This window comes from Streptomyces sp. NPDC002092 (genome assembly GCF_053593775.1).
The window spans coordinates 348745-366993 of the sequence record NZ_JBSFDG010000011.1 but is presented as its reverse complement, the minus strand read 5'-3'; the positions used below and the strand labels follow the sequence as shown (position 1 = coordinate 366993).

Annotated in this window: 16 protein-coding genes; 9 read left to right on the top strand and 7 right to left on the bottom strand. The window is 72.3% G+C overall.

Features of this window, described 5'->3' with window-relative positions; all coding sequences use genetic code 11:
* Nucleotides 1-4 precede the first annotated feature (4 nt).
* Nucleotides 5-292: an SDR family oxidoreductase gene (locus ACWCRD_RS26695; RefSeq protein WP_450968292.1), complete on the bottom strand. Its 288-nt coding sequence runs from the start codon at nt 290-292 to the stop codon at nt 5-7.
* On the bottom strand, nt 186-851 hold the full coding sequence (locus ACWCRD_RS26690) for an SDR family NAD(P)-dependent oxidoreductase (protein WP_450968291.1): 666 nt from the start codon (nt 849-851) through the stop codon (nt 186-188). The genes ACWCRD_RS26695 and ACWCRD_RS26690 overlap by 107 nt, the downstream gene beginning before the upstream one ends.
* A gap of 103 nt (nt 852-954) precedes the next feature.
* On the opposite strand from ACWCRD_RS26690, the gene ACWCRD_RS26685 reads away from it, so the two are divergent.
* Entirely contained in the window at nt 955-1719 is a 765-nt protein-coding gene (locus tag ACWCRD_RS26685) for a crotonase/enoyl-CoA hydratase family protein (RefSeq protein ID WP_450968290.1), read from the top strand.
* Nucleotides 1720-1872: 153 nt separating this feature from the next.
* Nucleotides 1873-2979, top strand: a complete 1107-nt coding sequence (locus ACWCRD_RS26680; RefSeq protein WP_450968289.1) for a mechanosensitive ion channel family protein — start codon at nt 1873-1875, stop codon at nt 2977-2979.
* 21 nt (nt 2980-3000) lie between these two features.
* Here ACWCRD_RS26680 and ACWCRD_RS26675 read toward each other — a convergent pair whose 3' ends face one another.
* Nucleotides 3001-4560 carry a M1 family metallopeptidase gene (locus ACWCRD_RS26675; protein WP_450968288.1) on the bottom strand — a complete coding sequence of 520 codons (1560 nt, stop codon included), beginning with the start codon at nt 4558-4560 and terminating at the stop codon, nt 3001-3003.
* Between the two features lie 220 nt (nt 4561-4780).
* Between ACWCRD_RS26675 and ACWCRD_RS26670 the strand changes: the two genes are divergently transcribed.
* The 5 genes from ACWCRD_RS26670 (at nt 4781) to ACWCRD_RS26650 (ending at nt 10251) form a co-directional block, all read left to right on the top strand.
* Nucleotides 4781-7000 carry an NADP-dependent isocitrate dehydrogenase gene (locus tag ACWCRD_RS26670; RefSeq protein WP_450968287.1) on the top strand — a complete coding sequence of 740 codons (2220 nt, stop codon included), beginning with the start codon at nt 4781-4783 and terminating at the stop codon, nt 6998-7000.
* A gap of 157 nt (nt 7001-7157) precedes the next feature.
* Nucleotides 7158-7457, top strand: a complete 300-nt coding sequence (locus tag ACWCRD_RS26665) for a hypothetical protein (protein ID WP_450968286.1) — start codon at nt 7158-7160, stop codon at nt 7455-7457.
* A gap of 148 nt (nt 7458-7605) precedes the next feature.
* Nucleotides 7606-8154: a YciI family protein gene (locus ACWCRD_RS26660; protein WP_450968285.1), complete on the top strand. Its 549-nt coding sequence runs from the start codon at nt 7606-7608 to the stop codon at nt 8152-8154.
* Nucleotides 8154-8957 (top strand): N-formylglutamate amidohydrolase, encoded by an 804-nt coding sequence (locus ACWCRD_RS26655; protein ID WP_450968284.1) that lies wholly within the window; start codon nt 8154-8156, stop codon nt 8955-8957. Before ACWCRD_RS26660 ends, ACWCRD_RS26655 begins: the two co-directional genes overlap by 1 nt.
* A gap of 73 nt (nt 8958-9030) precedes the next feature.
* The gene (locus ACWCRD_RS26650; protein WP_450968283.1) at nt 9031-10251 is read left to right on the top strand and encodes a cytochrome P450; all 1221 of its coding nucleotides are present in this window, start codon (nt 9031-9033) and stop codon (nt 10249-10251) included.
* Nucleotides 10252-10311: 60 nt separating this feature from the next.
* Here the strand turns inward: ACWCRD_RS26650 and ACWCRD_RS26645 are convergent, their stop codons facing one another.
* From ACWCRD_RS26645 to ACWCRD_RS26635, 3 genes are read right to left on the bottom strand one after another with little or no spacing between them, the layout of a single operon-like run.
* A complete protein-coding gene (locus ACWCRD_RS26645) occupies nt 10312-10836 on the bottom strand; it encodes a hypothetical protein (protein ID WP_450968282.1) in 525 nt (174 codons plus the stop codon).
* Between the two features lie 5 nt (nt 10837-10841).
* On the bottom strand, nt 10842-11417 hold the full coding sequence (locus ACWCRD_RS26640) for an RNA polymerase sigma factor (protein ID WP_450968281.1): 576 nt from the start codon (nt 11415-11417) through the stop codon (nt 10842-10844).
* 59 nt (nt 11418-11476) lie between these two features.
* Nucleotides 11477-12913 (bottom strand): S8/S53 family peptidase, encoded by a 1437-nt coding sequence (locus ACWCRD_RS26635; RefSeq protein WP_450968280.1) that lies wholly within the window; start codon nt 12911-12913, stop codon nt 11477-11479.
* 149 nt (nt 12914-13062) lie between these two features.
* Here ACWCRD_RS26635 and ACWCRD_RS26630 point away from each other — a divergent pair, with 149 nt between their 5' ends.
* Both ACWCRD_RS26630 and ACWCRD_RS26625 read left to right on the top strand, forming a co-directional pair.
* On the top strand, nt 13063-15627 hold the full coding sequence (locus tag ACWCRD_RS26630) for a CHAT domain-containing protein (protein WP_450968318.1): 2565 nt from the start codon (nt 13063-13065) through the stop codon (nt 15625-15627).
* Between the two features lie 136 nt (nt 15628-15763).
* Entirely contained in the window at nt 15764-16267 is a 504-nt protein-coding gene (locus ACWCRD_RS26625) for a hypothetical protein (protein WP_450968279.1), read from the top strand.
* A 73-nt stretch (nt 16268-16340) separates the two neighbouring features.
* Here ACWCRD_RS26625 and ACWCRD_RS26620 read toward each other — a convergent pair whose 3' ends face one another.
* Nucleotides 16341-18245 carry a LuxR family transcriptional regulator AbsR2 gene (locus ACWCRD_RS26620; protein ID WP_450968278.1) on the bottom strand — a complete coding sequence of 635 codons (1905 nt, stop codon included), beginning with the start codon at nt 18243-18245 and terminating at the stop codon, nt 16341-16343.
* Between the last annotated feature and the right edge of the window lie 4 nt (nt 18246-18249).

Sequence of the window (18249 nt, the reverse complement as noted above, 5' to 3'; positions counted from 1 at the left end):
GACCTCACCAGGGAATCGGTTCACCGTCCCGGAAGAACCCGCCGGTCGGCCCGTTGTCGGGCAGCGTGGCCGCCCACACGATCCCCGCGGCGCCCTCGGCGACGGGACGCCCGCCATGGCCGCCCATGTCGGTGGCGACCCAGCCGGGACAGATCGCATTGACGAGGATGCGCTGCCGACGCAACTCACCGGCCAGCAAGCAGGTCAGGGCGTTGAGCGCGGCCTTGGAGACGCTGTAGGCGGGGGTGCCGCCGCTCATCGACTGCAGCGAACCGCCCTCGCTGCTCACCATGACCACCCGCGGGTGCCGGCTGCGCTGCAGCAGCGGCAGCAGCGCCTGGGTGACCCTCCCCCACTCTCAACTTCGTTCGAGCGGGGGGACCCCCATCGTCCCCGAACAGGTTGGTGTCCAGGGCCCGTTGGACCTCGCCGAGATCGGCCGACCGGGCCTGCGCCCAGGTGTCGTACAGGATGGCCGCGTTGTTGACGACCACATCCACGCGCCCCAGCGTGTCGCCCACCCGGTCGGCCATGGCGGCCACGCTCGCCGCGTCGGAGACATCGAGCTGCACCGCGCTCACCCGCTCCCCGCCCGGGTCGATGCGCGCGGCGGCGGAGCGCCCCTCGGCGAGGTCGCGCGAGCCGAGCACCACATGGTGACCACGGGCGGCGAGCTGCCGTACGACCTCGTATCCGATGCCGCGGTTGGCGCCGGTCACGACGGCGACCGGCGGCGCGCCCGCATGTCCACCAGGGGCTGCCTCGCGATGTCCCTGCCGGTCGTCCGGGCCGACCTGCTCTGCTGCCGGGGGTGCGGGGGTTGTCCCCCGGGAAGACGCAGCCGCTGCCATGAGCAACACTCCCTCTGTACGGTGATCCAGCCTGGCACAGCCGTTCAACGATCGCCCCGCCGGTCGCCGCCCGCACCGGCACCGTCGGAGAAAGGGGCCCAGCATGCCGGTCCGTGCCGAACGCCGGGGACACGTCACCACCGTGGTCCTCTCCCGCCCCGAGGTCCGCAACGCGGTGGACGGTCCGACGGCCGCCGAACTCGTCGCCGCCTTCCGGGAGTTCGAGGCGGACGAAGGGGCGCGGGCGGCCGTGCTGTGGGGCGAGGGCGGCACGTTCTGCGCGGGCGCCGACCTCAAGGCGCTCGGCACCGATCGCGGCAACCGGGTCGCGGAGGACGGCGACGGCCCGATGGGTCCGACGCGGCTCCGGCTGTCCAAGCCGGTGATCGCCGCGGTCGCGGGGCATGCCGTGGCCGGCGGGCTCGAACTGGCCCTCTGGTGCGATCTGCGGGTCGCCGAGGAGGACGCCGTCTTCGGCGTCTTCTGCCGCCGTTGGGGCGTCCCGCTGATCGACGGCGGCACGGTACGGCTGCCCCGGCTGATCGGGCAGAGCCGCGCCCTGGACATGATTCTCACCGGGCGGGCGGTACCGGCACCCGAGGCCTACGAGATGGGCCTCGCCAACCGCCTCGTCCCCACCGGCACGGCACGCGCCGCGGCGGAGGCCCTGGCCGCCGAGATCGCCCGTTTCCCGCAGGCCTGTCTGCGGGGCGACCGGGCTTCGGTGCTGGAGCAGGATGGGCTGGACGAGCCGGCGGCGATGCGGGGCGAACTCCGCCACGGGATGGGGGTGTTGGCGGAGGGCCTGGAGGGGGCGGCACGGTTCGCGGCCGGGGCCGGGCGGGGCGGGTCGTTCACGGACGTGTGAGAAACCGTGCGGGTCCTTCTTCGGCGAACAGGGAGGCCGAACCGGCGCGGCGCATCGTCCGAAACCGCACCGTCCCACCGGCCACCCGGTACGAACTCCTGTGCGGAATAAGGCAGGATGAACGGCTGCACATCCCGAACTTGGAGGTAGCCGGTGAACCGAGCGCTCACCGTGGACGACCTGGTCATCGCCTCAGTCGCGCTGGCGGCGGGCCTGTTGGCCGCGTTCCTGCTGCGCATGCTGCTGCGCTGGCTGGGCAAGCACGCCGACCGCACCCGCTGGAGCGGCGACGACGTCATCGTCGACGCGCTGCGCACGGTGGTGCCGTGGGCGGCGATCGTGGGCGGCGCGGCCTCCGCGGGAGCGGCGCTGCCGCTGACCAGGACGGTCCAGAACCACGTCAACCAAGTACTGACGGTGGTGCTCATCTTCGTCGTCACGGTGACGGCGGCCCGGGTGATCGCCGGTCTGGTGCGGGCGGTCACCACGTCCCGCTCCGGGGTCGCCGGATCCGCCACGATCTTCGTGAACATCACCCGGGTGCTGGTCCTGGCGATCGGCTTCCTGGTGGTGCTGCAGACGCTGGGCATCTCGATCGCCCCGATGCTCACCGCCCTGGGCGTGGGCGGTCTGGCCGTCGCGCTGGCGCTGCAGGACACCCTCGCCAACCTCTTCGCGGGCATCCACATCCTCGCCTCGAAGACCGTGCAGCCCGGCGACTACATCCGGCTGAGCAGCGGCGAGGAGGGCTACGTCGAGGACATCAACTGGCGTCAGACGACCGTGCGCGCGCTCTCCAACAACCTGGTCGTCATCCCCAACGGACAGCTGGCGAAGACGAACATGACCAACTTCATGCGTCCCGAGCAGCGGCTGACCATCCTGGTCCAGGTCGGAGTCGCCTACGACAGCGACCTGGACCAGGTGGAGCGCGTGACCATGGAGGTCATCGCCGAGGTGATGACCGGGATCAGCGGCGCGGTCCCGGACCACGAGCCGGCGATCCGCTTCCACACCTTCGGCGACTCCCGGATCGGCTTCACGGTCATCCTGGGCGTGGGCGAGTTCAGCGACCAGTTCCGGATCAAGCATGAGTTCATCAAGGCGCTGCACAAGCGCTACCGCGAGGAGGGCATCCGCATCCCGGCGCCCGCGCGGACGGTGGCGCTGCAGCAGGGGGCGGTGACCATCCCGCAGCAGCGCGGCCCGCAGGGGACTGTCGTCGAGGCGGGCGAGGTGTCCGCCGCCCGCCTCGACTGAGACCCTGAAGGGTCAACCAGGTCAGAGCGTCGCGGAGTTCTCGTGCCAGTGGCCGCCCCGGCGGCTGTGCGGCGCGGCGAGCGCCGAGCTCACCGGCTTGACCGTCCAGTCCGGGTGGCCGGGCATCCGCGGCGTCTTCGTACCGTAGAGCCAGTCCTTGAGGAATCCGGACAAGTCCTGCCCGGAGACCTCCGAGGCGACGGCGATGTAGTCGTCCGTCGTCGCCGAGGAGTTGCGGTGCCGGTCCAGGAAGCACCGCTCGATGGCGTGGAAGACGTCCTCGCCGACGACCTGGCGCAGCGCGTACAGGACCAGGACGCCGCCCGTGTAGCGCTGGCTGTCGAAGAGGTTCACCGCGTTCGGGGCCGCGACCGGCCCCGAGTCGTGGCGCCACTGGTCGCCGACGCCGTACGTGTACTTCATGCGGTCCTCGAACGTGCTGTAGCCGAGCGAGTCGGTCCAGCCGCGCTCGTAGCGGTACAGCAGTCCGTAGTAGTCGGCGTGGCCCTCGTTGAGCCACAGGTCGGCCCAGTTGGCGGGGCTGACGAGGTTGCCGAACCAGGAGTGGACCAGCTCGTGCATCATGTGCGAGCCGATCTTCTTCTCCTCCTGGAGCAGGAAGTTCGGCTTGTACAGGGTGAGGGTCTGGGTCTCCAGGCCGGTGAAGTCGAAGGCGTTCGGGTTGTCGGAGTTGCAGGGCAGCAGTCCGTACGTCTCGAAGGGGAACGCCCCGAGCCGCTGCTCCAGCCAGTCGACCAGCCCGGGGGTGAGTGCGAGGGCCGGTTCCAGGGCGGCGGCGCGGGCGGTGGGCACGACGTCCCGCAGCGGCAGCCCGTGCGGGCCCTGCCGGTCCTTGACGACGTAGTCGCCGACGGTGATCTGCACCAGTTCGGTGGCCATCGGCTCGCGGGAGCGGTACGAGTACGCGGTGCGGCCGTCGGCGAGGGTCTCGGTGCCGGTGAGCAGACCGTTCGCGACGCCCCGCAGGCCGGCCGCGACGGTGACGCGGAAGGTGAAGTCCGCCTTGTCCGACGGGTGGTCGTTGCAGGGGAAGACGGTGTGCGCCGAGTTCGGCTGCGGGCAGATCGCGAAGCCGTCCGGGGTGACGACCCAGGCGGTGTGCGCGAGGGTACGGCTCGGGTCCGCGCCGTACTCGATGCACACCGTCGTCCGGGCCCCGGCGGGCAGCGGGCGGGCGGGCGTGATCCGCAGCTTCTCGTCCGCCTGCTCGAAGGCGGCGGTGCGGCCGCCGACGCGCACGGAGCGTATGTCCAGGCCGAGGGCGTCCAGGGAGAAGCGGCTGAGCGCCTGGGTGGCGCTGATCCTCAGGATGGCGGTGGCGTCGACGAGCTTCGTCGTCGGGTCGTAGGAAAAGTCGAGATGGTAGGCCGAAGCGCGGTAGCCGTCGTTGCCGAGGCTCGGGAAGACGGAGTCGCCGAGGGTCTCGGGGCCCGGCGTGCCGTCGTCCTTCGGCGTGCGCTTGCCCTTCGGTGCGGCGGACGCCGTACCCCCCACGGTCAGTGCCGCGGCCGTGCCGATCAGGGCGGCCGCTGGGGCCGTCACTCTGCTGCGATATCTCATGGTCAGCTTTCGCTCTGGCGGCCGGGAGGTCAGCTCCGGCCGTCGACGAACAGATGCACGATCTACATCCAGGACCATGGGAGGGGACGTTTGGTTGCATGCCGGCGAGGTGTTCGGGGTTCCGGAGTGTGGGACGCGTGGCCGGACCCCTGTCGAGCCCGCCTCGATCACGAGATATCTTGATGTCGAGCAATGTTGCAGACGTGGAGCGGAGCACCCGGTGACTGACTCGACCATCTTCTATACGCACACTGACGAGGCCCCGGCCCTGGCGACGTATTCCTTCCTGCCGGTGGTCCAGGCGTACGCCGCGCAGGCGGGTGTCGCTGTGGAGACCCGTGACATCTCGCTGGCCGGGCGCATCATCGCCCTGTTCCCGGAGTACCTGACCGAGGACCAGCGGATCCCGGACGCCCTCCACGAGCTGGGCGAGCTGGCCAAGACGCCCGAGGCCAACATCATCAAGCTGCCGAACATCTCGGCCTCGATCCCGCAGCTGAAGGCCGCGATCGCCGAGCTGCAGGGCCAGGGCTACGCGCTGCCGAACTACCCGGACGACCCCAAGACCGACGAGGAGCGGGACGTCCAGGCCCGCTACGACAAGGTCAAGGGCTCCGCCGTGAACCCGGTGCTGCGTGAGGGCAACTCCGACCGCCGGGCCCCCGCCTCGGTCAAGAACTACGCCAAGACCCACCCGCACCGCATGGGCGCCTGGACCCCCGAGTCCAAGACCAACGTCGCGACCATGGGCGAGAACGACTTCCGCTCCACCGAGAAGTCCACGGTGATCTCCGAGGCCGGTGCGCTGCGCATCGAGCTGCTCGGCGAGGACGGCACCACCACGGTGCTGCGCGAGTCCGTACCGGTGCTCGCGGGCGAGGTCGTCGACGCCTCCGTGATGCGCGCCGCCGCGCTCAACGAGTTCCTCGCCGCGCAGGTCGCCCGCGCCAAGGCCGAGGGCGTCCTGTTCTCCGTGCACCTCAAGGCCACGATGATGAAGGTCTCCGACCCGATCGTCTTCGGTCACGTGGTGCGGGCCTTCTTCCCGAAGACGTTCGCGAAGTACGGCGAGGCCCTCGCCGCGGCCGGTCTGTCCCCGAACGACGGCCTGGGCGGCATCTACAAGGGCCTGGAGTCCCTGCCGGAGGGCGCCGAGATCAAGGCCTCCTTCGACGCCGAGCTCGCCGACGGCCCGGCGCTGGCCATGGTCGACTCCGACAAGGGCATCACCAACCTGCACGTGCCGTCCGACGTGATCGTCGACGCCTCGATGCCGGCCATGATCCGCACCTCCGGCCACATGTGGGGCCCGGACGGCCAGGAGGCCGACACCCTCGCGGTGCTGCCGGACTCCTCCTACTCCGGCGTCTACCAGGCCGTGATCGACGACTGCCGTGCCAACGGCGCCTACGACCCCGCCACCATGGGCTCGGTGCCGAACGTCGGCCTGATGGCGCAGAAGGCCGAGGAGTACGGCTCCCACGACAAGACCTTCGAGATCAAGAAGGCCGGCACGGTCCGTCTGGTCGACCAGGCAGGCAACGTCGTCCTGGAGCAGCCGGTCGCGGTCGGCGACATCTTCCGCGCCTGCCAGACCAAGGACGCGCCGATCCGCGACTGGGTCAAGCTGGCCGTCACCCGCGCCCGCGCCACCGGCGACCCGGCGGTGTTCTGGCTGGACGAGACCCGCGGCCACGACGCCGTGATCATCGAGAAGGTCAAGCAGTACCTGCCGGAGCACGACACCGAGGGCCTGGACATCCGGATCCTCGCCCCGGTCGAGGCGACCAAGCTGTCCATCGAGCGCATCCGCCGCGGCGAGAACACCATCTCCGTGACCGGCAACGTGCTGCGTGACTACCTCACCGACCTCTTCCCCATCCTGGAGCTGGGCACCAGCGCCAAGATGCTGTCGGTCGTCCCGCTGATGGCGGGCGGCGGCCTGTTCGAGACGGGCGCCGGCGGCTCCGCGCCGAAGCACGTCCAGCAGCTGGTCAAGGAGAACTACCTGCGCTGGGACTCGCTGGGCGAGTTCTTCGCGCTGGTGCCGTCCCTGGAGCAGTACGCCACGGCCACCGGCAACACCCGCGCCAAGGTGCTGGCCGACACCCTCGACCGTGCCACGGCGACCTTCCTCAACGAGGACAAGTCCCCGACCCGTCGCGTCGGCGGCATCGACAACCGCGGCAGCCACTTCTACCTGTCCCTGTACTGGGCGCAGGAGCTGGCCGCGCAGACCGAGGACGCGGACCTGGCGAAGGTCTTCGCCCCGCTCGCCGAGACGCTCACCGCCAATGAGCAGAAGATCGTCGACGAGCTGCTCGCCGTCCAGGGGCAGCCCGCCGACATCGGCGGCTACTACCAGCCCGACCCGGCCAAGGCCGCCGCGGTCATGCGCCCCTCGGCCACCTGGAACGCGGCGCTGGCGTCCCTGAGCTGACGCGCCAGGGCCCTGACGGCCCGTTCCTGACTCCGCCCCGGTCGGCACACTGCCCGGCCGGGGCGGAGCCGTGTCCCGAACGGCGTACCACGGCAGGTGACCTCTGCCCCGGCTCGGTCTACTGAGGAGGGGGCACCGGACAGAGGAGGCAAGTCATATGGCTGTTGTGTTGTCCATGACCTGGCCAGGGGTCTCGCCCCAGCAGTACGACACCGTGCGGCAGCTGGTCGACTGGGAGCAGGACCAACCGGAGGGCGCCGTCCTGCACGTGGCCTGGTTCGACGCGGGCGCAATGCACGTCACCGACGTGTGGAACGCCCAGTCCGACTTCGAGCGGTTCTTCGCCGGCCGGCTGGCACCCGCCGTCAAGGAGGCCGGCATCACCGGCGAACCGGAGTCCACGTTCTCACCGCTGCACCGGCGTTTCGTGGCGTCGGGGGTCAGCGGGGGCGGCTGACGGCAGGCCGGCCCGGCAGTCACCGGTCAGGCCGGCGCGAGCTCCAGCTCGTCGCGGGCGCGCACCAGGGCGGCGGCGTGCTCGTCGAACGAAGGTGGGCCACACCGTAAGCCCTCGGGGGCCCGGCCGGTGCTGGCAGGCTGTGGCCATGGAGTTCTTCTGTTACCACCGTGATCGGTCCGGCTCCCTCGGCCTGCGTGGGGAGTTGGTGGAAAAGCACTGGTCCTACATGGACCGGTACGCGGCGGAGCTGATCGCCCGCGGCCCGACCTTCGCCGACGACGGTGAGACACCTTCCGGGAGTATGCACATCGTCGACCTGCCCGACGCCGCGGCCGCCCGTGCGTTCGCCTTCGACGAGCCCAACTACCAGGCCGGGGTGTATCGCGACGTACTGCTGCGGCGGTGGCGCAATCTGCTGGGGCGCACCATGTGGGAGTTTCCCGGTGGCGCGAGCGGCGACGATCGGTTCCTCGTGCTCGGCCTCGGTTCCGGCCCGGCGGCCGACCTCGAGGTGCCCACCGGGCGTGACGAGTTGATCGCCTACGGGCCGCTGTTGTCCGACGACGGTGTCACCTGGCTCGGGACGGCTGCGCTGCTGCGCGCTCCCGACCCGGACAAGGCCCGCGCCGTCCTCACCGCGGAGCGCTACGCGGACATCGAGGTCCACGCCTGGGAATTCGGCGGGCGGCGCTGATGAACTCCTTCGTACCCTCACCGTCCTACGCGTTACTGGCCGGCGCGGCCCACTCCCCCGTCATCCTGCATGTGCCGCACTCGGCGCGGGAGATTCCGGCCGAGGTGCGGGCGGGCATCGTGCTGGACGGGCCTGCACTGGAACGGGAGTTGGATCACATCACCGACTCGCACACCGCGGAGATCGCCGCGGCGGCGGCCGGGCTGGCGGGGGTTGCTCCCTGGCGGTTCGTGAACCGGCTGTCGCGGCTGGTGGTCGATCCGGAACGGTTTCCCGACGAGCGGGAGGAGATGCTCGCCGTCGGGATGGGCGCCGTGTACACGCGGACCACGCACCGGGAGGCGCTGCGGGGCGAGGCCACCGACCCCGCCCCGCTGATCGAGCGGTACTTCCGGCCGTACGCGCAGGCCATGAGGGAGGCGGTGGCCGACCGGCTGGCCGCCACCGGGCGGGCCGTGATCGTCGACGTCCACTCCTACCCGAGCGCGCCGCTGCCCTACGAGCTGCACGGCGGGGGGCCGCGGCCGCCCGTCTGTCTGGGCACCGACTCCTTCCACACACCGCCCGAGCTGCTGGCGGCGGCGCAAAAGGCGTTCGCGGGGTGCGGGGGGACGGGGCTGGACAGCCCGTTCAGCGGGACGTATGTGCCGCTGGAGTTCTACGGGAAGGACCCGCGGGTGAGCGCCCTGATGGTGGAGATCCGCCGGGACACGTACATGACCGAGCCGGGTGGGCCCGCCGGGCCCGGGCTGACCCGCCTGGCGCAGGCGCTGGCCGGGCTCGTCGACGCCGTGACCGGCTGAGGCGCGGGCTCCCGCCCTCCGGCTGGAGCACTCCCGCGCGACAGGCGCCCGGGCCGCGGTGAGGGTGGAGGGCATGACTGAGGAGACCACCACGCTGACGGAGCAGGTCCCGCCCCCGGTACGGGAGTGGCCCGCGCACGACCTGACCGGGACGGAGTTCGACCCCGTGCTCGCGGACCTCATGCGCGAGGGCCCGCTCACCCGCATCCGGCTCCCGCACGGCGAGGGCTGGGCGTGGCTGGCCACCCGCTACGAGGACGTGAAGCTGATCACCAACGACCCGCGGTTCAGCCGCACGGAGGTCACCCGCCGTCAGGTGACCCGGCTCGCCCCCAACTTCGCGCCCCGGCCGGGCTCGCTCGCCTGGGCCGACCAGCCCGACCACAACCGGCTGCGCAAACCGGTCGCCGGCGCCTTCACCGTGGGTGCGATGAAGCGGCTGCGGCCCCGCGCGCAGCGGATCCTCGACGAGCTGCTCGACGAGGTCGTCGGGGACGGGCCGCCGGCCGATCTCGTCGAGCGGGTCCTCGAACCCTTCCCGATCACCGTGGTCAGCGAGGTGATGGGGGTGCCCGCCGAGGACCGGGAGCGGGTGCATGCCTGGACCCGGCAGATCATCTCCACCTCCGGCGGCTCCGAGGCCGCCGACCGCGCCAAGAACGGCATGTACGGGTGGATCACCGACACCATCCGGGCCCGGGCGCACAGCACGGACGAGGACGTGTACGCGCTGCTCGGCGCCGCCGTCGGCCGCGGAGAGATCAGCGAGGAGGAGGCCGTGGGCCTGGCCGGGCCGCTGCAGATCGGCGGCGAGGCCGTCACCCACAACTGCGGGCAGATGCTGTTCCTGCTGCTCACCCGCCCGGAGTTGAGGGAGCGGATGCGGGAGCCGCAGGCCCGCGGGCGGGTGCTGGACGAGCTGCTGCGCTACATCCCGCACCGCACCTCGGTCGGCCTGGCCCGCATCGCCCTGGAGGACGTCGAGCTGCACGGTCACCGCATCAGCGCCGGCGACCCGGTGTACGTCTCCTACCTGGCCGCCAACCGCGACCCGGACGTCTTCCCCGACCCGGACCGGATCGACCCCGACCGTGACCCCAACCCGCATGTGGCGTTCGGCAACGGCGCGCACTACTGCACCGGCGCCGTACTCGCCCGTCTGCAGACCGAACTGCTCGTCGACACGCTGCTGGAACGGCTGCCGGGCCTGCGGCTCGCGGTCCCCGCCGACCAGGTCGTCTGGCGCCGCAAGACGATGATCCGCGGGCCGCAGACCCTGCCCGTCAGCTGGTGAGAGCCTGTGTCACATCCCCGGCCGGGGATGTGACACAGGCTCCGAGGGCAGGGCCCCGCATCAGGCCGTCACCCAGTCCGTGACGAGCACTCCCTCGCCGGTCCGCAGCCGTAGCGCGAAGGGGCCGGAGGGAGGCTCGTCGTAGGTGAAGCGCCCCATGTCGTCGGTGGTCAGCGGCCAGCCGGGCTGCGGGCCGCTGAGCACCTCGATACCGGCCGTCTGCGGCGGCAGCACCTGTCCCATCAGCCCCTGTGCGGTCAGTTCGACGTCGACGGTCACGCCGCCCGCGTGGAACGTGAGCATCCGCGGCACGTCCGTCGCTCCCCTGACGGGGATGGCGTCCACCACCGAGTCGAAGGTCAGCTCGGCGATGCGGGCGTCGAGGTCGTGCAGCGCGAAGGCCTCGACGGCGATCTGCAGCAGTTGGGCCGGCACCGGGTCCAGGATGGCCGCGGCCCCGCGGAGTTCCTCCTCCACCAGGTGGTACGCCAGCTCGTCGATGCCGTCGATGCCGTCGATGCCGCCCAGATCGTTGATGTCGTTGACGTCGTCGTTGTGGTTGGCGTTGTTGTGGGCGTCGTTCATGTCGGTCACACCGTTCCCCGTGCTTCCAGTCGTGCCCGCAGGCGCCGCAGACAGCGCTGGCGGAGCGGTCCGATGCTGCCCACCGCGATGCCCAGCGCCGCGGACACCTCCTGGTAGCTGGGCGGCGGCGAGGCCATCAGGACGCGCAGCAACTGCCTGCAGCGATCACCGAGTTCCTCGAACTCCTGCCACAGGTGCCGGATGCGCTCGGTCTCGGCGGCCGCCTCCTCCAGGTCGAGGAACGACTGCTCGGGCGTACGGTCCTCGCTGACACGGTCGAGCAGCTGCGGATCGTCGGTCGGGGTCAGCCGCCTTAAGCTCTTGAGGACCTTCAGGGACTCGTGTCGCGCGGTACTGGCCAGCCACGACCCGGCCTTGTCGGGTTCGCGGATGCGCCCCAGGTGCTGGGCGAAACGGAACCACACCGTCTGGTACACCTCGTGCGCGTCGGCGTCGGAGAGCCGGTGCGCGCGCACTACGGACCACACCAGTGGGCTCAGCCCCTCCACGAGCGCCTTCCAGGCCGCCGCGTCGCCGCCGACGGCGGACTCGACCAACGCGCCGACATCTGCTCGGTCCACGGCCCCACCCCTCGTGTACGGCAAGACATCGTACGCCGTGGAAGGGACCGTTCCAGACCTCATGCCGGAGGTGCCAGCTGCGTGACGGGCGTGGGACGCCACGTCGGCGGACGCAGCGCCGGCACATGCGCCCCGCGCACCTCCGCGTACGCCCCGAGCTCCGCGAGGAGCTTCTTGCGGGCGGCACGCGCATCACCCAGCTTGTTGGCGGTCATGTAGGCGACGACCATGCCCGCGGCGACCGGGGTGGCGAACGAGGTACCGCTCCAGTGGGCGTAGCCCTCGAACATCACCTGGTCCGCCTTGCCTGCGGTGGGGGTCCCCGCCGCGCTCAGCACGCCGGAGTGCCGCGGGTACTGGCAGGTGCACGCGTAGGTGAAGTGGTACCGGCACTCGTCGTAGGTGGAGTGCTGGTAGACGTACGGCACGGGTGCGTCGAAGCCGGTCAGTGTGCTGGTCAGCCGCTCCCCGGGAGCGTAGGCCTTCACCCAGGAGCCGTAGTTGGAGAAGCAGGCGCCGAACTCGCCGTCGCTGCGCAGCGCTCCGACCGACAGCACGGCGTCCTCGTAGTCGGGCAGATCGGCGTAGGCGGCGGGCCAGAACTTCGACGCGCTGGAGTTGTTGCCGGCCGCCGCGACCAGCAGGGTGCGCTGCCGGCGCAGCTCGTCCATGAAGCTCTGCACGCCGAGCAGGCCGTCGTCGCGGCCGTTGGAGGTGCCGGCGGAGAGACTGATGACGTCCGGCCAGCCGTGCTCGTCGACGGCGTCGAAGAGCCGCTGCCCGAACTGGTCCTCCAGGATGGCGCCGGCGTCGTTGAGGGTGTTGCGCACGGTGATGTTCGTGTTCGGTGCGACGGCCGCGAGGAGGCCCGCGATGAACGTGCCGTGGCCGACGTACTGCAGCAGGTCGCCCTGGGCGTCGGTCTCGGTGCCGTGCAGATCGCCCTGGACATGGGCGAGCAGCGGCACCATGCCGTGGTCGTGGGTGAGGCCGTTGTCGATGACGAGGACGCCGACGGCGGTGTCCGCGTCGTAACCGGCCTCGGCCGCGGCCGGGTTGGTGCCCTGGGTGAGCGGGGCGGGCACGGGCTCGTCGCCGGGACAGGAGTTGACCGCGATCGACACCACGTGGTTGCGGCTGACGAGGCGGCGCTCGGCGCGTGCCTCGTGCTCACGCATGGCCCGCAGGGCGTGCGTGACCGCACGGTCGCCGCGCCGGTCGCCGTGGCCGGGGTCGCCGACCTGGATACGGGTGATGCCGGAGCGGTTGGTCTCCGGGCTCACCCGCCGCACATGGTCGGCGGTCAGTCCGGTCGCCTCGGTGAAGTGGCCGCGCACGGTGTCCTCGACGAGCCGCGCCTCCTCACCGTCGCGGGCCAGGACCACGCCCTTCTCGTAGATGAACTCCGCCGCGTCGTCGGGCCCCATCGCCAGGGAGATGTCCGGCATCGAACGCTGGATCTGGTCGAACTGTTCGTGGAATCGCTGAGGTGCCATGGCGTGTCCTCCCCCTTGAGGCGGCTGTCGTCAGACAGAGTCGCGCAGCCGTTGATTGATACAGCGCCAAACCGGTGTGGGGCGCAACCACGGCCACTACCATCCTTTGAGTGACAGCGGGAAGCGACTCGGTTCTCGAACTGCTGCCGATGGTGTTCGCCGACCCGGGCGAGGCCCGGGCGCGGGCGCAGGGCGTGCTGGACTCCGATCCCACGCCCTGGCGGGCATCCGTCGCACACCAGGTGATCGGCATCTGGCAGCGGGACTGGGGCGACATGCGGATCGCGCTGCACCATCTGCGCCGCGCCCGCGACCTGGCCGCGCGCGCCCAGGCACCCGACCGGGAGGGCGACATCCTGGCCACCCTCGGTGTGGCGCTGGTGCACTCCGGCCGCACCCGGCAGGGCCTGGAGGCGCTGGAGCGGGGTGTCGCGGTCAGCAGCGGGCACACACGTGCGCGGGTCCTGTTCCGGCGGGCCTACGCCTCCTGGGTGCTGGGCCGGCACCGGGAGGCGCTGGAGGACGTACGCCGGGCGATTCCCGTGCTGCGGCAGGCGGACGACGTCATCTGGACGGCGCGGGCGCTGACCCTGCGGGCCACGGTGCATCTGGCGCTCGGCGCGGTGGACCGGGCGGAGGCCGACTTCACCGCCGCGCATGCGCAGTGGGACACCACCGGCCAGGAGCACGACAAGGCGGACGTGGTGGAGAGCCGGGGCCTTGCCGCGTTCCGGTCGGGCGACATCCCCCTCGCGTTGCGGCTGTTGGACGAGGCCGAGGAGCGCTACGCCAAGCTCGGCACACCGTCGTTCATGCTCTACATCCGGCGCTGCGAGGTGCTGATGGCCGCCGGGCTCGCCCCCGAGGCGCTCGCCGAGGCGGACACGGCCATAGGGGCGCTCGACGGCATCGGCGGGCAGTCCACCCGCAAGGCGGAGCTGCTGCTGGTCGCGGCCCGCGCGGCGCGCCTGGCTGGCGATCCGCACACCGCGATCGCGCGTGCCGCGCTGGCCGTGCGGCTGTTCGCCGGGCAGCGGCGCAGCTGGTGGGAGACGCATGCCCGGCTGGTGCTGATCGAGGCGCGGGTGGCCGCGGGGCGCCGTTCGGGACGCCTGGTCGCGGACGCGGCGGCGGTGGCCGAACGGCTCGCCTCGTTCGGCGCGCCGGCCGCCCCGGAGGCCTCGCTGCTGGCCGGCCGGATCGCGCTCTCGCTGGGCTGGACGGCGGACGCGGAGCGGCATCTGGCCGTCGCCGCCCGCAGCCGGCACAGCGGGCCGCCGCTGGCGCGGATGACCGGCTGGGCCGCACAGGCGTTGCGCGCGCGGGCCGCGGGTTCCGGCCGGGGTGTCCTGGAGGCGTGCCGGCGCGGCCTCGACGTGCTCGACGACCACCGGATGACGCTGGGCGCCTCCGAGCTGCGGGCCCGCGCCACCGAACAGGGGGCGGAGCTGGCCGCGTTGGCCCAGCGGGCCAGCCTCGACTCCGGCAGCCCGCGCCGCCTGCTGATGTGGAGCGAACGCTGGCGGGCCACCGTCCTGTCCACGCCGCCCACCCGGCCGCCCGCCGACCCGGCCCTGCTCGGCAACCTGACCGCGTTCCGGGAGATCGCCGCCCGCGCGGAGGAGGCCCGCAGCGACGGCCGCCCCATTCCCACCCTGGAGCGTGAACAGCGGCGTCTGGAGCGGGAGATCCGCTCCCGGACCCTGCACATGCGCGGCGACGCGCCCGGCGCCGAGGAGCGCTTCCAGCCCGGTCGGCTGCTCGAACGGCTGGGCGAGGTGCGGCTGGTGGAGCTCGCCGTGCTCGACGGGCGGGTCCAGGTGCTGCTGTGCGGGCAGGGGCGGGTGCGGCGGTTCGAGGCGGGGCTGCTCGCCGACGCCGAGACCGAGGCCGAGCATGTGCAGGCCGGGCTGCGCAGACTGGCCCACCCCGGCGCGGAGGCGCGGCTTCCGGTGGTCGAGGCCATGGGCCGCCGACTGGAGGAGCTGCTGCTCGGCCCGGCCGCCGCGCAGCTGGGCTGCGGCCCGGTGGTGGTCGTACCGCCCGGCCGGCTGCACCGTGTGCCGTGGGCGCTGCTGCCGTCGCTGCGGGAGCGGGTGCTGAGCGTGTCGCCGTCGGCGAGCAGCTGGCTGCGCGCCCACGAGACCGAGCCGCCGCCCGGCGGCCGCCACGTCCTGGTGCGGGGGCCGGGGCTCGCCACGGGCGGGGCGGAGGTGCCCGAACTCGCCGACCGCTACGGCAGACCGACCCTCCTGGAACACGAGGACGCGCGCGTGCCGCGCGTCCTGGAGGAACTCGACGGCGCCGCGCTGGCCCACATCGCCGCGCACGGCACCTTCCGCGCCGACAGCCCCCTGTTCTCCGCGCTGCGGATGGCCGACGGCCCGCTCATCGTCCATGACTTCGAACGCCTGGACCGCAGCCCGTACCGGATCATCCTGTCCAGCTGCGACACCGCCCGCCTCGCCTCGGTCGGCGCGGACGAACTCCTCGGCCTGGTCACCGCCCTGCTGCCGCTCGGCACGGCGGGAGTGCTGGCGAGCAGCGCACCCGTCAACGACCACGCCGTGGTGCCACTGATGCTCGCCGTGCACAAGGGCCTGAGCGCGGGACTGTCCCTGGCCGAAGCCCTGCGTGACGCCCGCGCCTCGCTGCCGGGCGATGCGCTGCACCAGGCCACGGGGTGGGCGTTCACGGCGTTCGGGGCGGCCTGAACTCGCAGGGTCGGGGCCGGGACCTATGGGCACCCCCGGACGACAGTCACAGAATGATCACTCTCATCACACATCCTTCACAAGCCTCCTTGTGGGGCACTACGGTCACTCCACCCGAAACACCCAGGGGGACGAGATGACCAACCCGTACACGGCACCCATACCTCCGCCGCCCCGCCCGCCGGACATCCGTCCGCTGCACAAGCGCAAGCGCGTGTGGCTCGGCGGCGCCGGCCTGGTCCTCGCGGGCGCGCTCATCGCCTCCCCCGCGAACAGCGACAAGCAGCCCGTCGAGGCCAAGGTCAAGCCCGCGACGACCGTCACGGCGACGGTGACGGCCACGCCCGGGCCCGGCCCGACGGTCACAGAAACCGTCAAGGCCAAGGCCAAGCCGGGCCCCACGGTCACGGTCACCAGAACCGCCGCCGCCCAAGCCGCCGACAGCGGCAGCAGCAGCAGCGGCAGCGGCAGCAGCCAGGACAGCGTGGGCACCTGCTCGATCACCTCCAGCTCGGGCAACTGCTACTCGGCGGGGCAGTTCTGCCGCAACAGCGACCACGGGGCCACGACGACCACCGCGGACGGCACGCCGATCAAGTGCACGTACAGCTCGAGCCGGTGGCGCTGGACCTACGCCTGACGGGAGACGCCGGGCGGCGGCCTGACCCCTCCCCCGAATACTGGGGGTCAGACCGCCGGTTCTTGGGCGCGGCTCAGGCCGGCTGCGCGTCCGGCAGCTCCACGAGCCACGGCAGGGCACCCCGGTCGCTCGCGCCGAGCCGGGCGTAGGCGCTGTAGAGGTGGTTGCCCACGGTGCGGATGGACAGGGTCAGCTGTTCCGCGATCTGCCGGTTGCTCAGACCCGCGGCCGCCAGGGTGACGATCTGCCGCTGGCGGGCGGTCAGTTCGCCCAGGACCAGCCCGGACAGAGCCGGGGTGCGGACGCCCTGGCAGCGGCGGGCCAGGGCGACGGCACGCGTGCGTGAGGTGCGCGCGGCGCGCGGGTCTCGGTGCGCGCTTACCGCCTGCGCGTGCGCCTCGGCCGCGAACAGCAGGAACCCGCGCTCCTCCAGCGCCTCCGCGGCCCGGTCCAGCGCGGGGCCGTCCGCACGGGCCAGCGCCTCGGCATGCCTGGCGAACACGCCGTCGGCCGGGAGGCGTTCGGCGACCTTCTCGGGGGCTCCGAGGCGTACGGCGTCGTAGAGGGCGTACGCGCTGTCGGAGCCGACAGCCATACGGTCGCTGCCGTCGCCGTACCTCTGCACCATGCCGTCGGTGGCGTCGCCGATCGCCGCCAGCGCCCCGTCCACGTCCCCGCGGGCCGCGATCAGCCAGGCGGACGGCTCGTCCAGGTCCGGGCAGCCCGCCACGGCGTCCCGGGCGGTCGCCGCGTCTCCCGACTGGGCGGCGGCCAGGGCGAGTTCGGTGCGGCAGGACGCGTCCTTCCACGCGTCCCGCAGCCCCTCCCGCGCCCAGGCCGCCGCCTCCCGCAGCTCCCCCCGAAGCCGCGAGAACCGTGCCCGTACGGCCGCGTACCCGGCGGGCACGGGTGCGCCCTCCTGCGCGAGCCACTCCCCCACGGGCGTCGGCAGCGGCCGTACGTCCGCCTGCTCGATCCGGCGGGTCAGCGCGGCCGACTCGGCGGCGAGGGCCGCGGCGCACTGGGCCGGTGTACGGGCCAGCCGCCTCGCCCTGAGCCTGCCGGCCGCGGCCCGCAGCACCAGGCCGTGCAAGGGGTGGGCGAGGCGGACGGAGCCCTGGTCGCCCTGGTCGTCGACGCGGATCAGACCGTGGGCCTCGAGGATTTCCAGGACTGGCAGGTCGAGTTCGTCCATGGGCACGGGCAGGGGCTCTGCGAAGGCGAGGCGTTCGAGGGTGTCCCGCTCGTCGGGGCCGGGGCGTTCGAGGAGCTCGGCGGTGCGCCTGCGGACGGTCGCCGTCACCGGCACCGGGCCCCGCCACGCCCATTCCTCGGTGTCCGGCAGGAGGCGGGTCAGCAGGCCGTGCTCGCGCACCGCGTCCACCAGTTCGCGCAGCAGCCTCAGATCGCCCTGGCACAGGTGGTGGAGGCGGTTCAGGGTGAGCGGCTCCAGGCTGCCGCCGACGCCCGTCGCGAGGAGCTGTTCGGTGTCCTCGCGGGGCAGCGGCTCCAGGGCGAGGCGCGGCAGCAGCTCGCCGGTCCACAGCCGGGAGATCGCGCCGGGGCACGGGCCGTCGTCGGCGGCGACGACGATCAGGCGGGTGCGGCCGTGCACGGCCAGCTGGTGCACGAGGGCGGCCGAGGCGTCGTCGAGCAGGTGCGCGTCGTCGACCACCAGCAGCCGCACCCCGGACAGGAGTTGGACCGCCCGGTGCAAGGAGACCGACTCGGGCAGCAGATGGGCGAACGCGGCGAAGGGGAGGTGACGGGTCTCGGGCGTCCCGACCGCTCGGGTGCGGTCGCTGCCCCGTACGGCCTCGGTGACCAGCCGGGTCTTGCCGCTGCCGGCCGGTCCGGTCACCACGATGCCGTGCCGGCCCGCGGTCAGGGAGCGGCGGATCAGCTCGAGCTCGTCCTCACGTCCGGTGAACTGCCAGGGCAGTTCAAGCGCCTTCGCGTCGCGTTCGAAAGTCGTCACGGGA